Origin of the sequence: Nocardioides sp. S5, from assembly GCF_017310035.1 — a bacterium.
Taxonomy (GTDB): domain Bacteria; phylum Actinomycetota; class Actinomycetes; order Propionibacteriales; family Nocardioidaceae; genus Nocardioides.
Genome location: NZ_CP022296.1, coordinates 4668730 through 4686990 on the forward strand (window position 1 = coordinate 4668730; position 18261 = coordinate 4686990).

Annotated in this window: 23 protein-coding genes; 12 read left to right on the top strand and 11 right to left on the bottom strand. The window is 72.4% G+C overall.

All coding sequences use genetic code 11. The features are described from left to right. Position 1: 1 nt before the first annotated feature. Positions 2–781 carry an ABC transporter ATP-binding protein gene (locus tag CFI00_RS23000; RefSeq protein ID WP_207083251.1) on the bottom strand — a complete coding sequence of 260 codons (780 nt, stop codon included), beginning with the start codon at positions 779–781 and terminating at the stop codon, positions 2–4. Between the two features lie 133 nt (positions 782–914). Here CFI00_RS23000 and CFI00_RS23005 point away from each other — a divergent pair, with 133 nt between their 5' ends. Then, positions 915–1517, top strand: coding sequence for a LysE/ArgO family amino acid transporter (locus CFI00_RS23005; RefSeq protein WP_242532594.1), 603 nt, complete (start codon positions 915–917; stop codon positions 1515–1517). A gap of 9 nt (positions 1518–1526) precedes the next feature. Here the strand turns inward: CFI00_RS23005 and CFI00_RS23010 are convergent, their stop codons facing one another. Next, a complete protein-coding gene (locus CFI00_RS23010; protein WP_207083252.1) occupies positions 1527–1709 on the bottom strand; it encodes a hypothetical protein in 183 nt (60 codons plus the stop codon). A gap of 41 nt (positions 1710–1750) precedes the next feature. On the opposite strand from CFI00_RS23010, the gene CFI00_RS23015 reads away from it, so the two are divergent. Further along, positions 1751–2383, top strand: coding sequence for a hypothetical protein (locus tag CFI00_RS23015; protein WP_207083253.1), 633 nt, complete (start codon positions 1751–1753; stop codon positions 2381–2383). Here the strand turns inward: CFI00_RS23015 and CFI00_RS23020 are convergent. Then, positions 2376–3329, bottom strand: a complete 954-nt coding sequence (locus tag CFI00_RS23020) for a WYL domain-containing protein (RefSeq protein ID WP_207083254.1) — start codon at positions 3327–3329, stop codon at positions 2376–2378. The genes CFI00_RS23015 and CFI00_RS23020 overlap by 8 nt on opposite strands. 96 nt (positions 3330–3425) lie before the next feature. Between CFI00_RS23020 and CFI00_RS23025 the strand changes: the two genes are divergently transcribed. Next, on the top strand, positions 3426–4109 hold the full coding sequence (locus CFI00_RS23025; RefSeq protein WP_207083255.1) for an alpha/beta fold hydrolase: 684 nt from the start codon (positions 3426–3428) through the stop codon (positions 4107–4109). Between the two features lie 24 nt (positions 4110–4133). On the opposite strand, the gene CFI00_RS23030 is transcribed toward CFI00_RS23025, so the two are convergent. After that, on the bottom strand, positions 4134–5138 hold the full coding sequence (locus CFI00_RS23030) for a serine/threonine-protein kinase (RefSeq protein WP_207083256.1): 1005 nt from the start codon (positions 5136–5138) through the stop codon (positions 4134–4136). A 141-nt stretch (positions 5139–5279) separates the two neighbouring features. Here CFI00_RS23030 and CFI00_RS23035 point away from each other — a divergent pair, with 141 nt between their 5' ends. The 5 genes from CFI00_RS23035 to CFI00_RS23055 all read left to right on the top strand — a co-directional run bounded on the left by CFI00_RS23035 (position 5280) and on the right by CFI00_RS23055 (position 8891). Next, positions 5280–5651 carry a metalloregulator ArsR/SmtB family transcription factor gene (locus CFI00_RS23035; RefSeq protein WP_207083257.1) on the top strand — a complete coding sequence of 124 codons (372 nt, stop codon included), beginning with the start codon at positions 5280–5282 and terminating at the stop codon, positions 5649–5651. A gap of 3 nt (positions 5652–5654) precedes the next feature. Continuing rightward, positions 5655–6143, top strand: coding sequence for an SRPBCC domain-containing protein (locus CFI00_RS23040; RefSeq protein ID WP_207083258.1), 489 nt, complete (start codon positions 5655–5657; stop codon positions 6141–6143). Positions 6144–6185: 42 nt separating this feature from the next. Further along, a complete protein-coding gene (locus CFI00_RS23045; RefSeq protein WP_242532595.1) occupies positions 6186–8030 on the top strand; it encodes a Na+/H+ antiporter in 1845 nt (614 codons plus the stop codon). A 341-nt stretch (positions 8031–8371) separates the two neighbouring features. Further along, positions 8372–8587, top strand: coding sequence for a hypothetical protein (locus CFI00_RS23050; protein WP_207083259.1), 216 nt, complete (start codon positions 8372–8374; stop codon positions 8585–8587). 55 nt (positions 8588–8642) lie between these two features. Further along, positions 8643–8891, top strand: coding sequence for a hypothetical protein (locus CFI00_RS23055; protein ID WP_207083260.1), 249 nt, complete (start codon positions 8643–8645; stop codon positions 8889–8891). On the opposite strand, the gene CFI00_RS23060 is transcribed toward CFI00_RS23055, so the two are convergent. After that, the gene (locus tag CFI00_RS23060; RefSeq protein WP_207083261.1) at positions 8848–9141 is read right to left on the bottom strand and encodes a putative quinol monooxygenase; all 294 of its coding nucleotides are present in this window, start codon (positions 9139–9141) and stop codon (positions 8848–8850) included. The genes CFI00_RS23055 and CFI00_RS23060 overlap by 44 nt on opposite strands. Before the next feature lie 82 nt (positions 9142–9223). Between CFI00_RS23060 and CFI00_RS23065 the strand changes: the two genes are divergently transcribed. Then, complete coding sequence (locus CFI00_RS23065) at positions 9224–9538, top strand: hypothetical protein (RefSeq protein WP_207083262.1); 315 nt, start codon at positions 9224–9226, stop codon at positions 9536–9538. A gap of 18 nt (positions 9539–9556) precedes the next feature. Here CFI00_RS23065 and CFI00_RS23070 read toward each other — a convergent pair whose 3' ends face one another. Further along, positions 9557–9793: a DUF1059 domain-containing protein gene (locus CFI00_RS23070; RefSeq protein WP_207083263.1), complete on the bottom strand. Its 237-nt coding sequence runs from the start codon at positions 9791–9793 to the stop codon at positions 9557–9559. 59 nt (positions 9794–9852) lie between these two features. Beyond that, on the bottom strand, positions 9853–10698 hold the full coding sequence (locus CFI00_RS23075) for a sigma-70 family RNA polymerase sigma factor (protein ID WP_207083264.1): 846 nt from the start codon (positions 10696–10698) through the stop codon (positions 9853–9855). 101 nt (positions 10699–10799) lie between these two features. On the opposite strand from CFI00_RS23075, the gene CFI00_RS23080 reads away from it, so the two are divergent. Both CFI00_RS23080 and CFI00_RS23085 read left to right on the top strand, forming a co-directional pair. Next, positions 10800–11924 carry a prolyl oligopeptidase family serine peptidase gene (locus tag CFI00_RS23080; RefSeq protein ID WP_207083265.1) on the top strand — a complete coding sequence of 375 codons (1125 nt, stop codon included), beginning with the start codon at positions 10800–10802 and terminating at the stop codon, positions 11922–11924. Between the two features lie 88 nt (positions 11925–12012). Next, positions 12013–12918 carry a phosphatase PAP2 family protein gene (locus tag CFI00_RS23085; protein WP_207083266.1) on the top strand — a complete coding sequence of 302 codons (906 nt, stop codon included), beginning with the start codon at positions 12013–12015 and terminating at the stop codon, positions 12916–12918. On the opposite strand, the gene CFI00_RS23090 is transcribed toward CFI00_RS23085, so the two are convergent. Continuing rightward, positions 12881–14419, bottom strand: coding sequence for an alanine/glycine:cation symporter family protein (locus CFI00_RS23090; RefSeq protein ID WP_242532596.1), 1539 nt, complete (start codon positions 14417–14419; stop codon positions 12881–12883). The genes CFI00_RS23085 and CFI00_RS23090 overlap by 38 nt on opposite strands. Positions 14420–14537: 118 nt before the next feature. Between CFI00_RS23090 and CFI00_RS23095 the strand changes: the two genes are divergently transcribed. Then, entirely contained in the window at positions 14538–14987 is a 450-nt protein-coding gene (locus CFI00_RS23095; protein WP_207083268.1) for an MOSC domain-containing protein, read from the top strand. A gap of 53 nt (positions 14988–15040) precedes the next feature. On the opposite strand, the gene CFI00_RS23100 is transcribed toward CFI00_RS23095, so the two are convergent. The 3 genes from CFI00_RS23100 to CFI00_RS23110 form a co-directional block, all read right to left on the bottom strand. After that, positions 15041–15403 (bottom strand): bleomycin resistance protein, encoded by a 363-nt coding sequence (locus CFI00_RS23100; RefSeq protein ID WP_207083269.1) that lies wholly within the window; start codon positions 15401–15403, stop codon positions 15041–15043. A gap of 110 nt (positions 15404–15513) precedes the next feature. Beyond that, on the bottom strand, positions 15514–17790 hold the full coding sequence (gene katG, locus CFI00_RS23105; protein ID WP_207083270.1) for a catalase/peroxidase HPI: 2277 nt from the start codon (positions 17788–17790) through the stop codon (positions 15514–15516). Beyond that, positions 17787–18245, bottom strand: coding sequence for a Fur family transcriptional regulator (locus CFI00_RS23110; RefSeq protein WP_207083271.1), 459 nt, complete (start codon positions 18243–18245; stop codon positions 17787–17789). The genes katG and CFI00_RS23110 overlap by 4 nt, the downstream gene beginning before the upstream one ends. Positions 18246–18261: the final 16 nt, after the last annotated feature.

Here is an 18261-nt window from a genome sequence, read left to right on the forward strand (position 1 = left end):
CTCAGCCCGCCGCCTTCGCGGACGCGGCGTCCTGGAGGCCGACCATCTTCTCGAGGATCTGGTCCCGATCGGGGTTGCGCAGCTCGTCGACGATGCGGCCGTCGGCGAGGAAGACGACGCGGTCGGTGTACGACGCCGCGACCGGGTCGTGCGTCACCATCACGACCGTCTGGCCGAACTCGTCGACGCTGCGGCGCAGGAAGCCCAGCACCTCCGCGCTGCTGGTCGAGTCGAGGTTGCCGGTGGGCTCGTCGGCGAAGACGATCTTCGGCTGGCTGACCAGGGCGCGGGCGCAGGCGACGCGCTGCTGCTGCCCGCCCGACATCTCCGAGGGGCGGTGGCCCAGGCGCGGGCGCAGGCCGACGGCGTCGACGACCTGATCGAACCACGCCCGGTCGGGCTTGCGGCCGGCGAGGTTGAGCGGCAGGAGGATGTTCTCCTCCGCGGTCAGGGTCGGCACCAGGTTGAAGGACTGGAAGACGAAGCCGACGCGCTCGCGGCGCAGCGTCGTGAGGTCCTTGTCCTTGAGCTTGCCCAGCGCCGTGCCGTCGACGACGGCCTCCCCCGAGGTCGGGGTGTCGAGGGCCGCCAGGCAGTGCATGAGGGTCGACTTGCCGGAGCCCGACGGGCCCATCACCGCGGTGAACTCGCCCTGCATCAGGTCGATCGTGACGCCGTCGAGGGCTCGCACCTCCGCCTCGCCCTTGCCGTAGGTCTTCACCAGGTCGTGCGCGCTCGCTGCGACGCCGTGCGTCGCCTCCCCCAGGGTGTGCTCAGTCATGGGGGAAGTCTGGCAGGGTGCCCGAACCGGCGGCCATGGGATAAGACCCGCAGCCGACCCTGACATGTGTCAGGGGTGTCCCGGGGTACGACCGCCACCACCGCGCGCGGGCCGTGAGCCCTAGGTTGGCCGCGTGGGAGACATCGCGGCGGGGCTGCTCACGGGCCTGTCCCTCATCATCGCGATCGGCGCGCAGAACGCCTTCGTGCTGAGGCAGGGTCTGCGCCGCAGCCACGTCGGGCTGGTCGTCGCCATCTGCGCGCTGTCCGACGTCGTCCTCATCCTCGCCGGGGTCGCCGGCATCGGCGTCGTCGTCGACCGCGCCCCGTGGGCGATCGAGGTGATCCGCTGGCTCGGCGTCGCCTTCCTCACCGTCTACGGCATCTCCTCCCTGCTGCGCGCCCGGCGCCCGCAGGCCCTCGCGGTGGGCGCCGACGTGGTGGAGTCGCGTACGGGCGTGGTGGTCCGCGCCGTCGCGCTGACCTGGCTCAACCCGCACGTCTACCTCGACACGGTCCTGCTGCTCGGCTCCATCGCCGCGACCCGCGGCGACCCCGGTCGCTGGTGGTTCGCCCTGGGGGCTTGCGTGGCGAGCATCGCGTGGTTCGCAGGCCTCGGCCGCGGTGCGCGTCTGGCCGCGCCCCGGCTGGCCAGCCCTCGTGCGTGGCAGGTGCTCGACGTGCTGATCGGGGTCGTGATGCTCGCGATCGCCGTACGCCTCGCGCTCGGTGCCTGAGGGGACTCCTCAACCGGCGGTGGGGTCGCCGGCCGCCTCGCGCGCCACGGCCTCGTCGTGCCGCTTGTGCAGCCGCTCGCGGATCTCGCCGGCGTCGTAGTGGCGGCGTACGCGCTCGTCGCGGGCCACGGCAGCGCCGGTGGCGACGCCGGCGAGGATCCCGGCCAGGCCCAGCAGCTTCCACGCGCGCATGGTCCTCACCCTAGGCCAGATCCCTAGGGCAGACTGCGCGCATGGCATCGGCCCTGACCCTCGACCAGGCGGTCGACCTGACCCGCAGCGGAGACATCTGGCTGTTCCGCGGTCGCCGGGCCCCCGACCGGGCGATCCGGGCGGTGACCAACTCGCCGGTCAACCACGTCGGGATGGCCGTGGTCGTCGACGACCTGCCGCCGCTGATCTTCCACGCCGAGCTCGGCAAGAAGCAGCCGGACATGTGGACCGGCGCCCACCACCGCGGCGTCCAGCTGCACGACCTGCGCGAGGCGGTCTCGCGCTGGCAGACCGACTACGACCAGGACGCGTGGCTGCGCCAGCTGCACCCCGAGATCGGCCAGCAGGAGGAGGACGGCATGCTCCGCGCGGTCGCGCGGCTCGACGGCGTCTCGTTCCCGAGCCTCACCCGCCTCGGCGCACGCTGGCTGCGGGGCCGCGACGCCTACGTCCCGCACCGCAAGCGCGGGCGCCGGGTGACGCCGGAGGCGGCGTTCTGCGCCGAGATCGTGGCGACCTGCTACATCGAGATGGGCATCCTGCGCGACGACCGTCGCGCGACCTGGTACGACCCCGGCACGTTCTGGAGCGGCGACTACCTCCCGATCTCCGACGGCTGGGACCTCGGCAAGGAGGTCGCGGTCGCTAGGTGAGCGAGCGCGCCAGCCGCGCGGCCACCACGGCCACCGCCTCGCGCAGCTCCGACCCGCCGACGACCGTGAAGGCGAAGGGCACCCCGGCCAGCCACTCACCGGCGTACGCCTGCGCGTTGCTGGTGCTGCCGACCAGCTCGCACCGGCCGTCCGGGAGCGCGGCGAGCGTCCCGAGCGTGGGCCGGATCCAGGGGCGTACGTCGTCCAGCGGGGCATCGAAGACGACGCGGGTCTCGTGCTCCCAACCCGTGCCGAGGTTGGCCTCGAGCTCGGCCGCCGGGTCGAGGTCGGCCGGGACGGCGAAGGTTCCCTCGAGGGTCTCGACACCGGTGATCCGGTCGATGCGGAAGGTGCGCAGCGCGTCGGCGTGGTGGGAGTGGCAGAGCAGGTACCACCGGCCGTAGCGGACCACCACCGACCACGGGTCCACCTCGAAGGTGCGCGCGTTGCCGGCCGCGGTGCGATAGCCCACGCGCACCTGGCGCTGTGCGGCGACGGCCGCGACGAGGTCACTGGTGACGCCACCGTCGGGCTTCGACGGCCAGCGCTCCGGCACCGTGCGGGCGGTCTCGCGCACCGTCACCGCCTGCCGCGCCACGTTGGTGGGCAGCACCCGCAGGATCTTGCCGAGCGCCGAGCCGACCGGGTCCTCCGCGTCGGCGACGGCGTGCTGGGAGTCCAGCGCGGCCATCACCAGGCCCAGCGCCTCGGTCGCGGAGAAGACCAGCGGCGGCAGGCGCAGGCCGCGACCGAGGGTGTAGCCACCGTAGGGGCCGCGGGTCGACTCGACCGGGATGTCGGCCTCGCGCAGGATCGCGACGTAGCGCCGCGCGGCCCGCTCGGTCACCCCGAGGCGGCGCGCGAGCTCGGTCGCGGTGATTCCCGGCCGCGCCTGGAGCAGGTCGAGCGCCCGCAGCGCGCGAGCGGTGGGGCTGCTCTCGGACATGCCGCGATCATGTCACCCGTTCCGGACGCCAAACGTCCGGAATGCGTCATAGCGTGCGTCCCGAGGGTCGAACACATTCAACGGAGGAGAACCCACATGGACATCGTGCTCGTCGCCGGACTCTGGCTCGACGGATCAGCCTGGGACGACGTGCTGCCGGAGCTCGAGGCACTCGGCCACCGCGGCATCCCGCTCACCCTGCCCGGCCAGGGCGCCGGCGCCACGGCAGCGACGTACGACGATCAGGTCGCGGCCGTGCTCGCCGCGGTCGACGCGGCCGACGGCGCCCCGCTCGTGGTCGGCCACTCGGCGGCCTGCACGCTGGCGTGGGCGGCGGCCGACCGGCGACCCGACGCGATCACGGGGGTCGCGCTGATCGGCGGCTTCCCCGCGACCCACGAGACGTCGTACGCCGACTTCTTCGAGCCCGACGGCGACGCGGTGCCCTTCCCCGGGTGGGAGCCCTTCGCCGGCCCGGACTCCGACGACATGTCGCCCGAGGTCAAGGCCGAGGTCGCGGCGCGCACCGTCCCGGTGCCCGTCGGGGTGACCCGGGGCGTGGTGCGGTGGACCGACGAGCGCCGCCACGGTGTGCCGCTGACGCTCGTGTGCCCGGAGTTCAGCCCCGACCAGGCGCGGGAGTTCATCGCGTCGGGCGACGTCCCCGAGCTCGCGGACGCGACCGCGCTCGATTTGGTCGACCTCGACTCCGGCCACTGGCCGATGTTCACCCAGCCGGCCGCGCTGGCAGCGCTGCTGGACGGGGCCACCCGCCGCTGACGAGGTGGCGCCGACGAGGAAAGCTCAGTCCAGCAGGTCCTCGCGCCGCGCGGCGACGGTCGGCTCGTCCAGAGCGGCGGACCCGCCGGCGGGGCGCGAGGCCCTGACCGGGGTCAGCGGGGTGATCGGCGTCAGCGGCATGCCGACGTGGACGCTCGGGACGCCGGCGGCGAGGTCGAGGTCGACGCCGGACATCTCGGCCGCTCCGAGACCGAGCATCGTCGCGACGTCGTGGGCGTTGGCCGGCCGCTTGGTCGGGTCCTTGTCGAGCAGCAGCTCGACCACCTCGCGGAGGTCGGCGGGGACGTCGTCGCCCAGCGGCGGCGGGGGCTCGTTGACGTGCGAGAGCGCCGTTGCGATGGGCGTGCCGCGGTCGAAGGGACGGGTGCCGGTGAGCATCTCGTGCGCGACCACGCCCAGGGCGTACAGGTCGCTCGCGCCGGTCGCCTGCTCGCCGACCGCCTGCTCGGGGCTGATGTAGTTCGGGGTGCCGAGCATCTCGCCCACCCTCGTGTGCCCGATGGCATCCATGGCGCGGGCGATGCCGAAGTCGGTCAGCTTCACCACGCCGTCCTCGCGCACGAGGATGTTGGCGGGCTTCACGTCGCGGTGCACGACGCCGGCCTCATGGGCCACACCGAGGGCCAGGGATGCCTGGGCGAGCACGGATCGCACCACGTCGGGCGGCAGGGCACCCTGCTCCCGGATGATCGCGGACAGGGGCTGGCCGTCCACGAGCTCCATGACGAGGAACGTGAGGTGGTCCTCGTCCTCGCCGTAGTCGAAGACCGTGGTGATGTTGGCGTGCATCAGGGCAGCGGAGTGCAGGGCCTCGTCGCGGAAGCGCTCGGCGAAGATCTGCTCGTTCTCGGGGTCGGCGCGCATGACCTTGACCGCCACCACGCGCTGGAGCACGTCGTCGAGGCCGCTCCAGACGTCGGCCATGCCACCGGAGGCGATGCGCTCCTGGAGGACGTAGCGGTCCCCGAGACGGAGTCCTGCCTCGAGTCGCTGCACGGGGGTGCCCACTTCCTTCGGGTACGGCGCGCGGACCGCACCGTTTGGGATGTTAACCCTCCTCACCTTGATCCCATGCCCCCTCGCGCGTCCTGCACCCCCGTGGGGGTGGGCCCTTGACAACGTACAACCAGTTAGTTGTATGTTAGTCCCATGAACAGCAGCGACGATGACCGCGCCGACGCGTGGTTCCACGCGCTGGCCGACCGCACCCGGCGCGACATCCTGCGCCGCGTGCTCGCCGGGGAGCACTCGGTCACCGCGCTGGCCCAGAGCTACGACATGAGCTTCGCGGCCGTGCAGAAGCACGTCGCCGTGCTCGAGCGTGCCGGCCTGCTGACCAAGCGTCGGCAGGGCCGCGAGGCCCTGGCCAGCGGCGACGTGGAGGCCGTGCGATCGGTCGGGCTGGTGCTCGGCGAGCTCGAGGCGCTCTGGCGCGGCCGCATCGCCCGGATGGACGAGCTGCTCGCGACACCCGACACACCACCCACCACCACTCACGACACCACTCACGGAACGGACTGACCCATGCCTGTCACCGACGTCCAGCACGACCTCGACGCCCTCACCCTGACCATCACCGCCGAGTTCGCCGCCCCGGTCGAGCGGGTGTGGGAGGTCTACGCCGACCCGCGCCAGCTCGAGCGCGTCTGGGGCCCGCCGACCTACCCGGCCACCTTCGTCGACCACGACCTCACCCCCGGCGGGCGGGTGACCTACTACATGACCAGCCCCGAGGGCGAGCACTACTACGGCTACTGGACCGTCACCGACGTGCGCGCGCCCAGCGGCTTCTCCTTCGACGACGGCTTCGCCCTCGACGACAGCTTCACGCCCAACCCTGACCTCCCGGTGTCGCGCAACGACTACACGTTCACCGAGGTCGAGGGCGGCACACGGGCGACGTACGTCGGCACCTACGCCTCCGCCGAGAGCCTCCAGCAGGTGCTCGACATGGGTGCCGTGGAGGGCGCCTCGTCCGCCATCAACCAGATCGACGACCTGCTCGCCTCCTGAGCCGGCGCGACGGCGGTCGCGGCCCGGGGCGACAATCACTGCGTGGAACTCGCCCTGCTCCTCGTGTCGATGGCCGCCGTCGTCCTGGCCGCGACCGCGGTCAGCGAACGCGTGGGGGTCCCGGCGCCGCTGCTCCTGCTCGTCGTCGGCGCGGCGACGTCGTACGTCCCCGCCGTGCCCACCATCTACCTCGAGTCCGAGGTGGTCCTGCTCGGGCTGCTCCCGCCGCTGCTCTACGCCGCGGCGATCCAGACCTCGCTGGTCGACTTCAACGCCAACCGCGGCTCGATCCTGCGGCTCTCGATCGTGCTCGTCGTGCTCACCTCGCTCGCGGTCGGCGCGGTGGTGGAGTGGCTCGTGCCCGGCATCGGGTGGGCGGCCGCCATCGCGATCGGTGCGGTCGTCGCACCGCCGGACGCCGTCGCCGCGACGGCGGTCGCGCGCAAGATCGGCCTGCCGCGCCGGGTCGTCACGATCCTCGAGGGCGAGTCGCTGCTCAACGACGCCACCGCGCTGGTGTCGCTGCGCACCGCGATCGCCGCGATCTCCGGAGGCGTGGCGATCGCCGAGGTCGGCCTCGACTTCCTCGTCGCAGCCGGCGGCGGCGTCGTCATCGGCGTCGGCTTCTTCGCGTTGGTCGCGTGGCTGCGCAAGCGGATCACCGACCCGCTGCTGGACACCGCGATCAGCTTCCTCACACCCTTCGCGGCCTTCGTGGCGGCCGAGGAGATCCACGCCTCCGGTGTGATCTCGGTGGTGGTGGCCGGCCTGCTCCTGGGCCACAAGGCGCCGATCATCCAGACCGCGCAGTCGCGCATCACCGAGCGGATCACCTGGCGCACGGTGGCCTTCGTCCTGGAGAACACCGTCTTCCTCCTCATCGGCCTCCAGCTCGACTGGATCCTGGCCGACGTCGGCGACTCCACGCTCTCGCCGGGCCGCATCGCGCTGGTCTGCGTGGCCACCCTCGTCACCGTGATCGCCGTACGCCTCGCCTGGGTGTACGCCACCTGGCTGGCGCGGGGCCTGGGCGCGGACCCGCTTCCCGCGTCGTGGACCTTCCTCATCGGCTGGGCCGGCATGCGCGGCGTCGTGACGCTCGCGGCCGCCTTCGTCATCCCCGAGGACGCCCCGCACCGCGAGGTGCTGCTGCTGGCCGCCTTCACCGTCGTGGCCGGCACCCTCCTGCTCCAGGGCCTCACGCTGCCGCTGCTGACGCGGCTGCTGAAGGTGCCTTCCCCCGACCCGGCCGAGGACGCGCTGGCCCGCGCGGCCCTGCTCCAGCAGGCCTCCGACGCCGGCAACGCCCGGCTCGAGGAGCTCGACTTCGACGACCACCACGGCGTCGGCACCCAGATCCGGGCCCGCCTCGAGCAGCGCTCCTTCGCCGCGTGGGAGCAGCTCTCGACGGCCGTCGGCGAGGAGACGCCGTCGGAGCTCTACGCCCGGATCCGCGGCGAGATGATCGAGGCCGAGCGCGCGAAGGTCCTCGAGGTCCGCAGCCACGGCCAGGTCGACTCCGAGGTCGTCAGCCAGGTGCTCGGGCTGCTCGACATCGAGGAGTCCATGCTCGACGCCGGCACCGAGGCACGCGCCAGCGTGCGCACCGGCTCCCTCGCCTTCACCTCCGGGCGCGAGTGCGACGACCTCGTCGAGCACCCGGTGGTCGAGACCGTCGACGACCCCGCCTGCGCGACCTGCCTGGCCGACGGCACTCGGTGGGTCTCGCTGCGCCAGTGCCTGACCTGCGGCCACGTCGGGTGCTGCGACTCCTCGGTCGGCAGGCACGCGACCGCGCACTTCCACGAGAGACTCCACCCGGTCATGCAGTCCGCCGAGCCCGACGAGGCGTGGCGCTGGTGCTACGTGCACAACCTCACCGGCTGACGCTTGGCGGCGGCCCGGCCTCCCACCGGTTGGTATCTGGGGACGAAATGGGAGGCGTCCTGCCCGTCTAACCAGCCAGAACGTCCCTAGATACCTCGCGTGCCAGACAGCCGTACGATCCCGCCAGGCCGGCGCCGGCTCGATGATCCGCAGCTACCTCGGCTTCCGCGCGGCATCTCCGGGATGCGGCTGGCGCAGCGGGCCCCCGGGCAGGCGCGGCGCCCTCCATCGCCGGTCCCACCCTCGGCCCGCCTACCCCTGCGAGGGTGGCAGTCCACGGTCGGCGGGCGCATAGTCGGCAGTGACGGCGGTCTCGCCGTCCTCGACGAGGAGGCACCCCCATGGGACGACTGATCGGCATCCTGCTCGTGATCTGGCTCGTCATCGGCGGGTTCGCCGCCTATGAACGCGGCTACTTCGAAGACTCCCGGACCAACTGCTCCGAGGCCACCGACATCGTGCTCAACATCGTCGCCGGCCCGCTCAACTACGCCGGCGTGAACCCGAAGGTCGACTGCCCCGACGTCGACGTCGACACCCCGGAGCCGTCGGAGTAGATCCGCCGGACGTCGCCGGACAATCCGCCGACGAGCACGGCGTCGAACACCACCCGTGACCCAGCCCGACACGATGTTCGCCAGCAGCAGCGTCCCGCGGCACCTGGTCCGAGGGGCGTTCGGCCTGCCGATGATGGTGGCCGCCTTCGTGCTGGTGCCGTGGTGGGGTCCGCTCGCGCTCCTGCTGGTGGTGCCGGCGGCAGTGCTGCTGCGCGGGTGCCCGACCTGCTGGGCGCTCGGCCTCGCGCAGACGTGCGCGCTCAGCCCACGGGCTGGAGCGGGTGGATCGCGACGTCCCCGCTGAGCGCACCCTCGGCGGCGGCGAAGGCGGCCGCCACGTGGGGCGTGCGCATGTGCGCGTCCAGGGCGTCGGCGTCACGCCACCGCTCGAGCGTGACGAAGGTGCCCGGCGCCGCGGCGGACTCGAACAGGTCGTAGGCCACGCACCCCTCCTCGGCCCGGGTCGCCTCGACGAGCGCCTGCAGCGCGGGACGGACCTGCTCGACCGCCTCGGCCTTGACGGGGATGGTGGCCATGACCTGGAGATCGCTCACAGTGCAGTCCTTCGCTCGGGGGGATCCAGTGTGACCTGCAGGGGCCGTCGTGGCCATGGGTCTGCTCGCTAGTCTCGGCGTCGTGCCTGCCTCCTCGACGGTCCCCACCGCCCCCCTGCTCGCCGCCGGCCTCGTCGGCGGGTTCGCGCTCGCCCAGCGCACCGGCGTACGCCCCCTCGGCGGAGCCGCGATGCTCGGCGCCAACGCGGTCGCCGCACGGCAGTGGTACGCCGTCGGCGGGGCGCCGCTCGCGGCCGGGCTGACCGCTGCCTACTGGACCGCGATGGGCGTCTCGCACCCCCTGGCGAAGAAGGTCGGCACCTGGCCATCGGTCCTCGGCGCCACCGCGGTGAGCGCCGGCGCGGCCTGGCTTCTGGCCGACCGCCGGGTGCGCTGACCCAGCGCGGGTCCGGGCTCAGCCCTCGGGCAGGTCGGCGAAGGCCTGCTTCATGTCGCGGTACCACCCCAGCGACCGCTTGGGGTGACGCCAGCGCGACTTCATCTCGTCGCGGGCCGGCTGGTGGGCGGCGTCGCCGTCCTTCTCCGCGGCCTTGAGGTGCTGGTCCTGGGCGTTGATCACGTCGTCGTGGGTCTCGCCGCGGTGCGCGAGGTCGCAGGGTCCGCCGAGCTGGCGGCACGTCATGGTCTTCATCGGTTCCTCCTCGGTGGGGCTTCAGTGATGTGACGGCCGGAGGCCGCCAGGTGTGACCGCTACCTCGGCGCGCCGCCCTCACGGCGAACGACCCGGGCCAGGACCGCGGGGTCGGCGCGGAAGGTGATGGCGTGGACCTGGCCGTCGCGCACGGTGAAGTCGAAGACGACCCGGGCCTCCCCGCGCAGGAACCACGCCGACGCCGGCCGGTCGCCGACGAGGACGGGGAGCGCCGCCCGGGCGCTGCCGTCGAAGAACGCCGCGACCTCGTCGCGGCCCTCGATCGTCGCCGGCGTCCCGGCGAGGACCGCCGCCTCGTCGGCACCGACCACCGCATCCGGGGCGAGCAGCCGCAGCAGCCGCTCGAGGTCGCCGCCACGCGCGGCCGCCATGAAGGCGTCCACCACCTCCCAGTCGGCGAGCGCGTCCTCGGCGGCCGGCTGGGCGACCTTGGCCCGCGCCCGCGACGCGAGCTTGCGCGCCGCGGCGGGCGTGGTGTCGAGGACGGAGGCGATCGTGGCGAACTCGAAGCCGAAGCTGTCGTGGAGCACGAAGGCCACCCGCTCGCGCGGGGTCAGCCGGTCGATGACCGCCTGGAGCGCGACGCCGACGGTGTCGGCGAGGGCGACGTCGTCGGCCGGGTCGGGCCCGGTCCCGGACGTCTCGACCTCCTCCACCGGCACCGGCACACGTGCACGCAACCGGTCCAGGCACAGCCGGGTGGTCACCGTGGTGAGCCAGGCCGGGAGGTTCTCGATCTCCACGTCCTCGCGCGAGCGGGTCCGCTCCAGGCGCAGCCACGCCTGCTGCACGATGTCCTCGGCCTCGGTGTGGTCGGCGAGCACCCGCGCGGCGAGGCCCAGCAGGCGCGGTCGCTCGGCCTCGAAGACCTGCGTGGTGTCCATCGGCTCCCCCTCGTCATCGCCCACCCTGCCAACCTCTCGACGCGCGGGCGAGCACGAGTGTGACCGGACCGGGGCTGGGACCCGTCACGCACACTGGACCGATGGACGGCCTCCGGCTCCGCGCCGCCACCGCGCTGGCACCCCTGCTCCTGCTCGTCGCGTGCTCCGACACCGCGGGTGGCGACGAACCGGCAGACGAACCGGCATCGGCGCCGACGCCTTCCGCGTCGAGCGAGTCGTCCTCGGAGTCGCCCTCCGAGGACGCCACTGCGACCCCGACCGAGGAGCCGACCGAGGAGCCGGTCGAGGAGGAGCCGCCGAACCCGATCTCCGTCGCGGCCCTCGCCGAGGCCGAGCTCACCGGCGGCGACCTGCGGCTGGGCGCTGTGCGCGAGCGGACCGCGGCCTTCACGTCGTACGACGTCACCTTCGCCTCGACCACCGCCGGTGAGGGCACCGCACCGCTGCGGATCAGCGGCGTGCTCAACGTGCCGACCGGGCGCGCACCCGGTGGTCGGGGGTGGCCGGCCGTCGTGCTCGCCCACGGCTACATCGACCCTGCCTACTACGTCCGCGGTCAGGGCATGACGCGCGAGCGCGGCTACCTCGCCGAGCGCGGCTTCGTCGCGCTGCACGTCGACTACCGCAACCACGCCGAGTCCACCGACGACCCGCGCATCGAGACCGCCGTACGCCTCGGCTACTCCGCCGACGTCGTCGCCGCGGCCCGCGCGCTGGCCGACTCCCGCGACGTGCGCGTCGACCCCGACCGGATTGCGCTGTTCGGCCGCTCGATGGGCGGCGGCGTCATGCTCAAGGCGCTGGCCGCCGAGCCCGGCCTCTTCGCCGCCGGCACCGGCTGGGCTTCGGTGTCGAGCCTCGAGGCGGAGAACTTCGCGCAGTTCCAGCGCCCCGACGCGCCACTCGCCGAGCTGCGGGCGTCCTACCGCGGCCGCCACGGCCTGCCTGCCGACGACCCGGAGTTCTGGCGCGGCGTCTCCTCCCGCCCGGCCTTCGACCAGATCACCGAGCCGGTCCTGCTGGTGCACGGCCGCTTCGACGACACCTGTCCGCCGCAGTGGGCACGCGCCAGCCAGCGCGCCCTCACCGCGGCCGGCGTCGACTCCACGCTGGAGTGGTACGACGACGCGCACGCCTTCGGGCCGGCCTTCGTCGCCGCGATGGACCGCACCGTGCGCTTCCTGCGAGCCCGGATGCCCACCTGACGTCGTCGCCCCGGTCGGGTGCGCCGGCACACGCATCGGCGTACGGGTGCGGGAGTGCCGGCGTGCGGTCGCGTGCCACCATGACGGCATGACGACCGAGCGCGTCACCGCGGTGGTGCGGCCGGCGCACGAGCAGTGGCAGCGCTGGCGCAGCACCGCGGCCTGTCTCGGCGTCTGCCTGCTGAGCTTCGTGGCGCTGCTGTGGCTGGGTGACCGTAGCCAGCAGACCAGCCTGGGGCAGGCGCTCGACCAGGCGAGCATGGACGTGGTCGTCGGTGACCGTGCCGCCACCCGACAGCTGGTGGGAGTGCTGGGCAACGTCTCCCTCGGCTCGGTCGCGCTGGCCGTCGTGCTGCTCATCGGCACTGCCGTCCTGCGCCAGCGCTACTCCGCCGCGGCGGCGGCGGGCGTCCTCGTCCTGGGTGCCAATCTGACGACGCAGGCCATGAAGGCCCTGTCCGAGCGACCCGACTACGGCAACCTCACGGTCGAGAGCTTCCCCAGCGGCCACGCGACGGTGGTGGTCTCGCTGGTGCTGGCAGCCCTCCTGGTCGTGCCCGACCGGGCACGCACCACCGTCTCGCTCGTCGGCTCCGGCGCGATCACCGTGACCGCGACCGCGATGCTCGTCGCCAGCTGGCACCGACCGGCCGACATCATCGGGGCCGTGCTCGTGTGTCTGGCATGGGGCACCGCCGTGCTCGTGGTCTGGAGCGTCCTGCGCGGCGGCATGGCAGGCGTCGCTCCCGGTCGTCCCCACCGCATCTTCGCCACCACCGGGGTCGTGCTCGCCGCCGCCGGCCTCCTCGCGGTCGGCGTACGCCCCGGTGGCGGCTGGTCGGGCTTCCTCGACGCCGGCGTCGTGCTGGCCGGCATCGCCCTCGTCGCCGCCCTCGCCGTCACCACCTTCGCCCAGCTCTCGGCACCGGTGGGGGTCGTCGAGGAACGCCGCCCGGTCAGGTGGTGGCGCGCTCCTCGACCGGGACCTCCTTGATCGCACCCGTGCTTCGGCCCTCGCGGAACGAGCGCAGCTCCTCGCGCACCTTCGGCAGGAGGAGGTAGCAGCCGAGCAGGTTGACGATCGCGCAGACGAAGAGCATGGAGTCGGCGAAGGTGAGCACCGAGGTGAAGGTCATGACGCTGCCGACCACGGTGAAGGCGCAGAACACGACCTTGAAGATCGCCTCGCTCCGCCTCGACCGGCCGAACAGCTGCGTCCACGCCTTCATCGTGTAGTAGGACCAGGTGATCAGCGTCGAGAAGGCGAAGAGCGCCACCGCGATCGCGAGGATCACCGGGAACTGCGGCAGGAACGTCTCGAAGGCCCGTGAGGTCACCACGACGCCGTCCGGGGTCGGACCGCCGCCGGCGACGATCTCACGCTGCTCGGAGTAGTAGGCGGAGTCGGCGATGACGATGGTCAGGGCCGTCATGGTGCAGATGACCACGGTGTCGATGAACGGCTCGAGGAGTGCGACGAAGCCCTCGCTGACGGGGTGCTTGGTCTTCACCGCCGAGTGGGCGATGGGCGCCGAGCCGACACCGGCCTCGTTGGAGAAGGCCGCGCGCTGGAAGCCGATGATGAGGACGCCGAGCGCACCGCCGGCGACCCCCTCGGGGTTGAACGCGCCGCTGATGATCTCGCCGAAGGCGGCGGGGATGTTGGGGATGTTGCCGAGGATCACCAGCAGGCAGGTGCCGAGGTAGAGGATCGCCATGGCCGGGACCAGCCGCGAGGTCACCTTGGCGATCGACGTGATGCCGCCGATGATGACGGCGCCGACGAGGAACGCCAGCACCAGGCCGAAGATCAGCGCAGAGCCGGCCGAGCCGAGAAACCCGTCGTCGCCGCCGGTGACCTCGCGCGCCTGGGCGAAGGTCTGGTTGGCCTGGAACATGTTGCCGCCGACGGCGCCGAAGAAGAACAGCGCGACGGCGAAGATCGTGGTGAGGGTGCGGGAGACCCCGCTGCCGAAGCGCTCGAAGGCGACGGGCAGGTAGCGGAACGGCCCGCCGGTGACGGTGCCGTCCTCGTGGACCTCGCGGTACTTCACGCCGAGGGTGCACTCGACGAACTTGGTGCACATGCCGAAGAGGCCGGCGATGATCATCCAGAACGTCGCTCCCGGACCGCCGAGCGTCACGGCTGCGCCGACACCGGCGATGTTGCCGAGACCGACCGTGCCCGACACGGCCGAGGTCAGGGCTTGGAAGTGCGTGACCTCACCGGGGTCGCTGGCACGGGAGAACTTGCCCCGGACCAGGTCCATCGACGTCCTCCAGGAGACGAACTGGATGCCCTTGAAGTAGATCGTGAAGACGACGGCCGCCACCACGAGCCACAGCACGATGAGGGGGAAGGACACCCCGCCGATCGTCGGCGCGTAGAAGATCACCGAGGCGACAGCGTTGGCCAGCGGGTCGAAGGTCGAGTTGATCGCGTCCTCGACAGTCGCGAGCCACTCCCACTCGCCCTGCGTCGCTTCTGCGGCCACTGTTGCTGATCCCGGATTCATCCGCCGATCGAACCAGCCAACGGCGACGTCCTCAACCCCTAGGGGTGAGATCGCTCGAACGTACGACGATGTCGAACGGGGAAGTACCGTCTCGGTCGTGAGCTCCCGCGTGCACTCGATCCACCTCGCCCCGGGCCGGAAGATCCCGGCGAGGTCCGTGCCGTCGGTCGAGGCGGAGGCCGGGGCCGGCCTGGTGGGCGACCGCTACCACGGCACGAAGCACCGCCACGTCACCGTGCAGGCGCTCGACGACCTCGCGGTCGCCGCCGAGGTGCTCGGGCGACCGGTCGACCCGGGACTGACGCGGCGCAACATCACCCTCGACCGCGGGCCGATCCCGACGCGCCCCGGTGAGCGGATGACGATCGGCGACGTCGAGCTCGAGGTGGTCCGCATCGCCGCGCCCTGCCGGCTCCTCGACGACTGGCTGGGGCCGGGCGCGATGCAGGCGCTGCGCTCGCCCCGCGGCGGGACGGTCTTCCGGCTGCTGGGCTCCGGCACGATCTCGGTCGGCGACGAGGTCGAGGTCCACCCCCGGACGTCATGAGAACTGGTCGTCCGGACCGCCACTTCCCATGACGTCCGGTCAGCGTGAGCCGCCTAGAGGTTCTGCACGAGGCGCAGCAGGTTGCCGTCGGCGTCGACGAGGTAGCCGATCCGCATCCCCGAGTCCTCCACCGTCGGCGGGTGCAGCCGCGGCCGGCCGACGTGCGTCACGGGCAAGCCCGCGGCCACGCAGTCGGCGTACAACCCATCGAGGTCGTCGACCCGCAAGCAGCACCCGGCCGCGGTGGTGGCCGGGTCGAGGCCCGGATCGGGGAAGAACTCCAGCACCAGCGAACCGCGCTCGAGGATGAGCCAGCCCGGAGAGCTGTACGCCGTCGCGAAACCGAGCGCTGCGTAGAACGCAGCCGTCGCGTCGAGGTCGCGGGAGGGCAGGTTCGGCGTGGCGTGGTCGACCATGGACCGAGGCTAGTGCGGTGGTCCTGGTGCGGCTCGCGCACCAGGATCACCGCGCTGTCGTCGGGATCCCCGGGTATCCGGGGATCCCGACGGTGATCAGGCGTACGACCTCAGCGGAGGTCGAAGCGGTCGTTGTCCATGACCTTGGCCCACGCGTCGACGAAGTCACCGACGAACTTCTCGCGTGCGTCCTCGGAGGCGTAGACCTCCGACAGCGCCCGCAGCTGCGAGTTCGAGCCCAGCACGAGGTCGACCGCGGTGGCGGTCCACCTCAGGTCACCGGACGCGGCGTCGCGGATCTCGTACACGCCCTCGTCGGACTGCGACGCCTTCCACTGCGTGCCCGGGGACAGCAGGTTCGCGAAGAAGTCGTTGGTGAGGGTGCCGGGACGCTCGGTGAGCACACCGTGGGCGGTGCCGCCGGCGTTGGCGCCCAGAGCGCGCAGGCCGCCGAGGAGGACGGTCATCTGCGGGGCCGAGAGGCCGAGCAGGTAGGCCTTGTCCAGCAGCAGCTTCTCCGGCTGGAGCTTCTCGCCCTGGCGGATCCAGTTGCGGAAGCCGTCGGCGCGGGGCTCGAGCCAGCGGAAGGAGTCGACCTCGGTCTCCTCCTGCGAGGCATCCGTACGGCCCGGGGTGAACGGCACGCTCACCTCGTGGCCGGCGTCGCGGGCCGCCTTCTCGATCGCGGCCGCACCACCGAGGACGATGAGGTCGGCGAGCGAGACCTGCTTGCCCGACTGCGCGTCGTTGAACTCGGACTGCACGCGCTCGATCGCGGCGAGCGAGGTGTCGAGGTCGAGGTCGGCGTGGACGTCCCAGCTGCGCTGCGGCTCCAGGCGGATGCGCGCACCGTTGGCGCCACCGCGGCGGTCGGTGCCGCGGTAGGTGGCCGCCGACGCCCAGGCCAGCTCCACGAGCTGCGCGACCGAGAGGCCCGAGTCGAGCAGCCTGTCCTTCAGCGTGGCGATGTCGGCGTCGCCGATGAGCTCGCCCTGGACCGGCGGGACCGGGTCCTGCCACAGCTGGGCCTCGGGGACCCACGGGCCGAGCAGGTGCGGGCCGACCGGGCCCATGTCGCGGTGGAGCAGCTTGTACCAGGCCTTGGCGAAGGCGAGGCGGAACTCCTCGGGGTTCTCGAGGAAACGGCGCGAGATCTTCTCGTAGGCCGGGTCGAAGCGCAGCGCGAGGTCGGAGGTCAGCATCGTGGGACGGTGCTTCTTCGACGGGTCGTGGGCGTCGGGGATGATCGCGTCGTCGGTCTTGGCGACCCACTGCTTGGCGCCCGCCGGGCTCTCGGTGAGCTCCCACTCGTAGCCGAAGAGGATCTCGAAGTAGCGGTTGCTCCACTGCGTCGGCACGTCGGTCCAGGTGACCTCGAGGCCGGAGGTGATCGTGTCGCCGCCCTTGCCCGAGCCGTACGAGCTGATCCACCCGAGGCCCTGGTTCTCGATCGGGGCACCCTCGGGCTCCGGGCCGATGAGGTCGGCGTCGCCGTTGCCGTGGGTCTTGCCGAAGGTGTGGCCGCCGGCGATGAGGGCGACGGTCTCCTCGTCGTTCATCGCCATCCGGGCGAAGGTGTCGCGGATGTCGCGCGCCGAGGCGACCGGGTCCGGGTTGCCGTTGGGGCCCTCGGGGTTGACGTAGATGAGACCCATCTGGACCGCGCCGAGGCCGTCGGAGAGCTCGCGCTCACCCGCGTAGCGCTCGTCGCCGAGCCAGGTGTCCTCGGGACCCCAGTAGATCTCCTCCGGCTCCCACACGTCCTCGCGGCCGAAGGCGAATCCGAAGGTCTCGAAGCCCATGTCCTCGAGCGCCACGTTGCCGGCGAGCACCAGCAGGTCGGCCCACGAGATCTTCTGGCCGTACTTCTGCTTCACCGGCCACAGCAGCCGGCGCGCCTTGTCGAGGTTGGCGTTGTCGGGCCACGAGTTGAGCGGGGCGAAGCGCTGGCCGCCGTCGCCCGCGCCGCCGCGGCCGTCGAAGACGCGGTAGGTGCCCGCGGAGTGCCAGCTCATCCGGATCATCAGGCCGCCGTAGTGGCCGAAGTCGGCGGGCCACCAGTCCTGCGAGGTCCGCAGCGTCTGGGCGATGTCTGACTTCAGCGCCTCGACGTCGAGCTGCGCGAAGGCCTCGCGGTAGTTGAAGTCGGCGCCGAGCGGGTTGCCCTTCGGCGAGTGCGCGTGCAGCACCGACAGGTCCAGCTGGTTGGGCCACCAGTCCTGGTTGGTGTGGGGCCGGCCCTGCTTGGGCTCGGGCGAGTCGATGACGGGGTTCTCGCTCTCGCTGCCCTCGGCGGTGGCGGAGTCGTGCATGACCGGGCACCCGGCCTCGGCCTTGCGGTCGACGCCCTGCGGGCTCTCGGGGCCGGTGTTCTCGCTGTCGGTCATCGGGTTCCTTCCGTGGTGCGGGACTGGGATGGCGTGCGGTCGGTGGAGCAGGCGGGGCAGGTGCCCCAGTAGGTGACCTCGGCCTCGTCGATGACGAAGCCGTGGGTGTCGGAGGCGTCGAGGCACGGGCGTACGCCCACCGCGCAGTCGACGTCGGCCACCTCGCCGCAGGAGCGGCAGACGACGTGGTGGTGGTTGTCGCCGACGCGCAGCTCGTAGCGGGCGACGGAGCCGGCGGGCTGGATCCGGCGGACCAGGCCCGACTCGGAGAGCACGCCGAGGACGTCGTAGACCGCCTGGTGCGACACGGCCGGCTCCTCGACGCGCACGGCTGCCAGGACGCTGCCGGTGTCGGCGTGCGGGTGTCGGCGTACGGCGCGCAGCACCGCGAGGCGCGGGCGGGTGACCCGCAGCTCTGCGCCACGGAGCAGGTGCTCGAAGTCGTGGTCGTGCATAGCCGGCAAGCCTGCC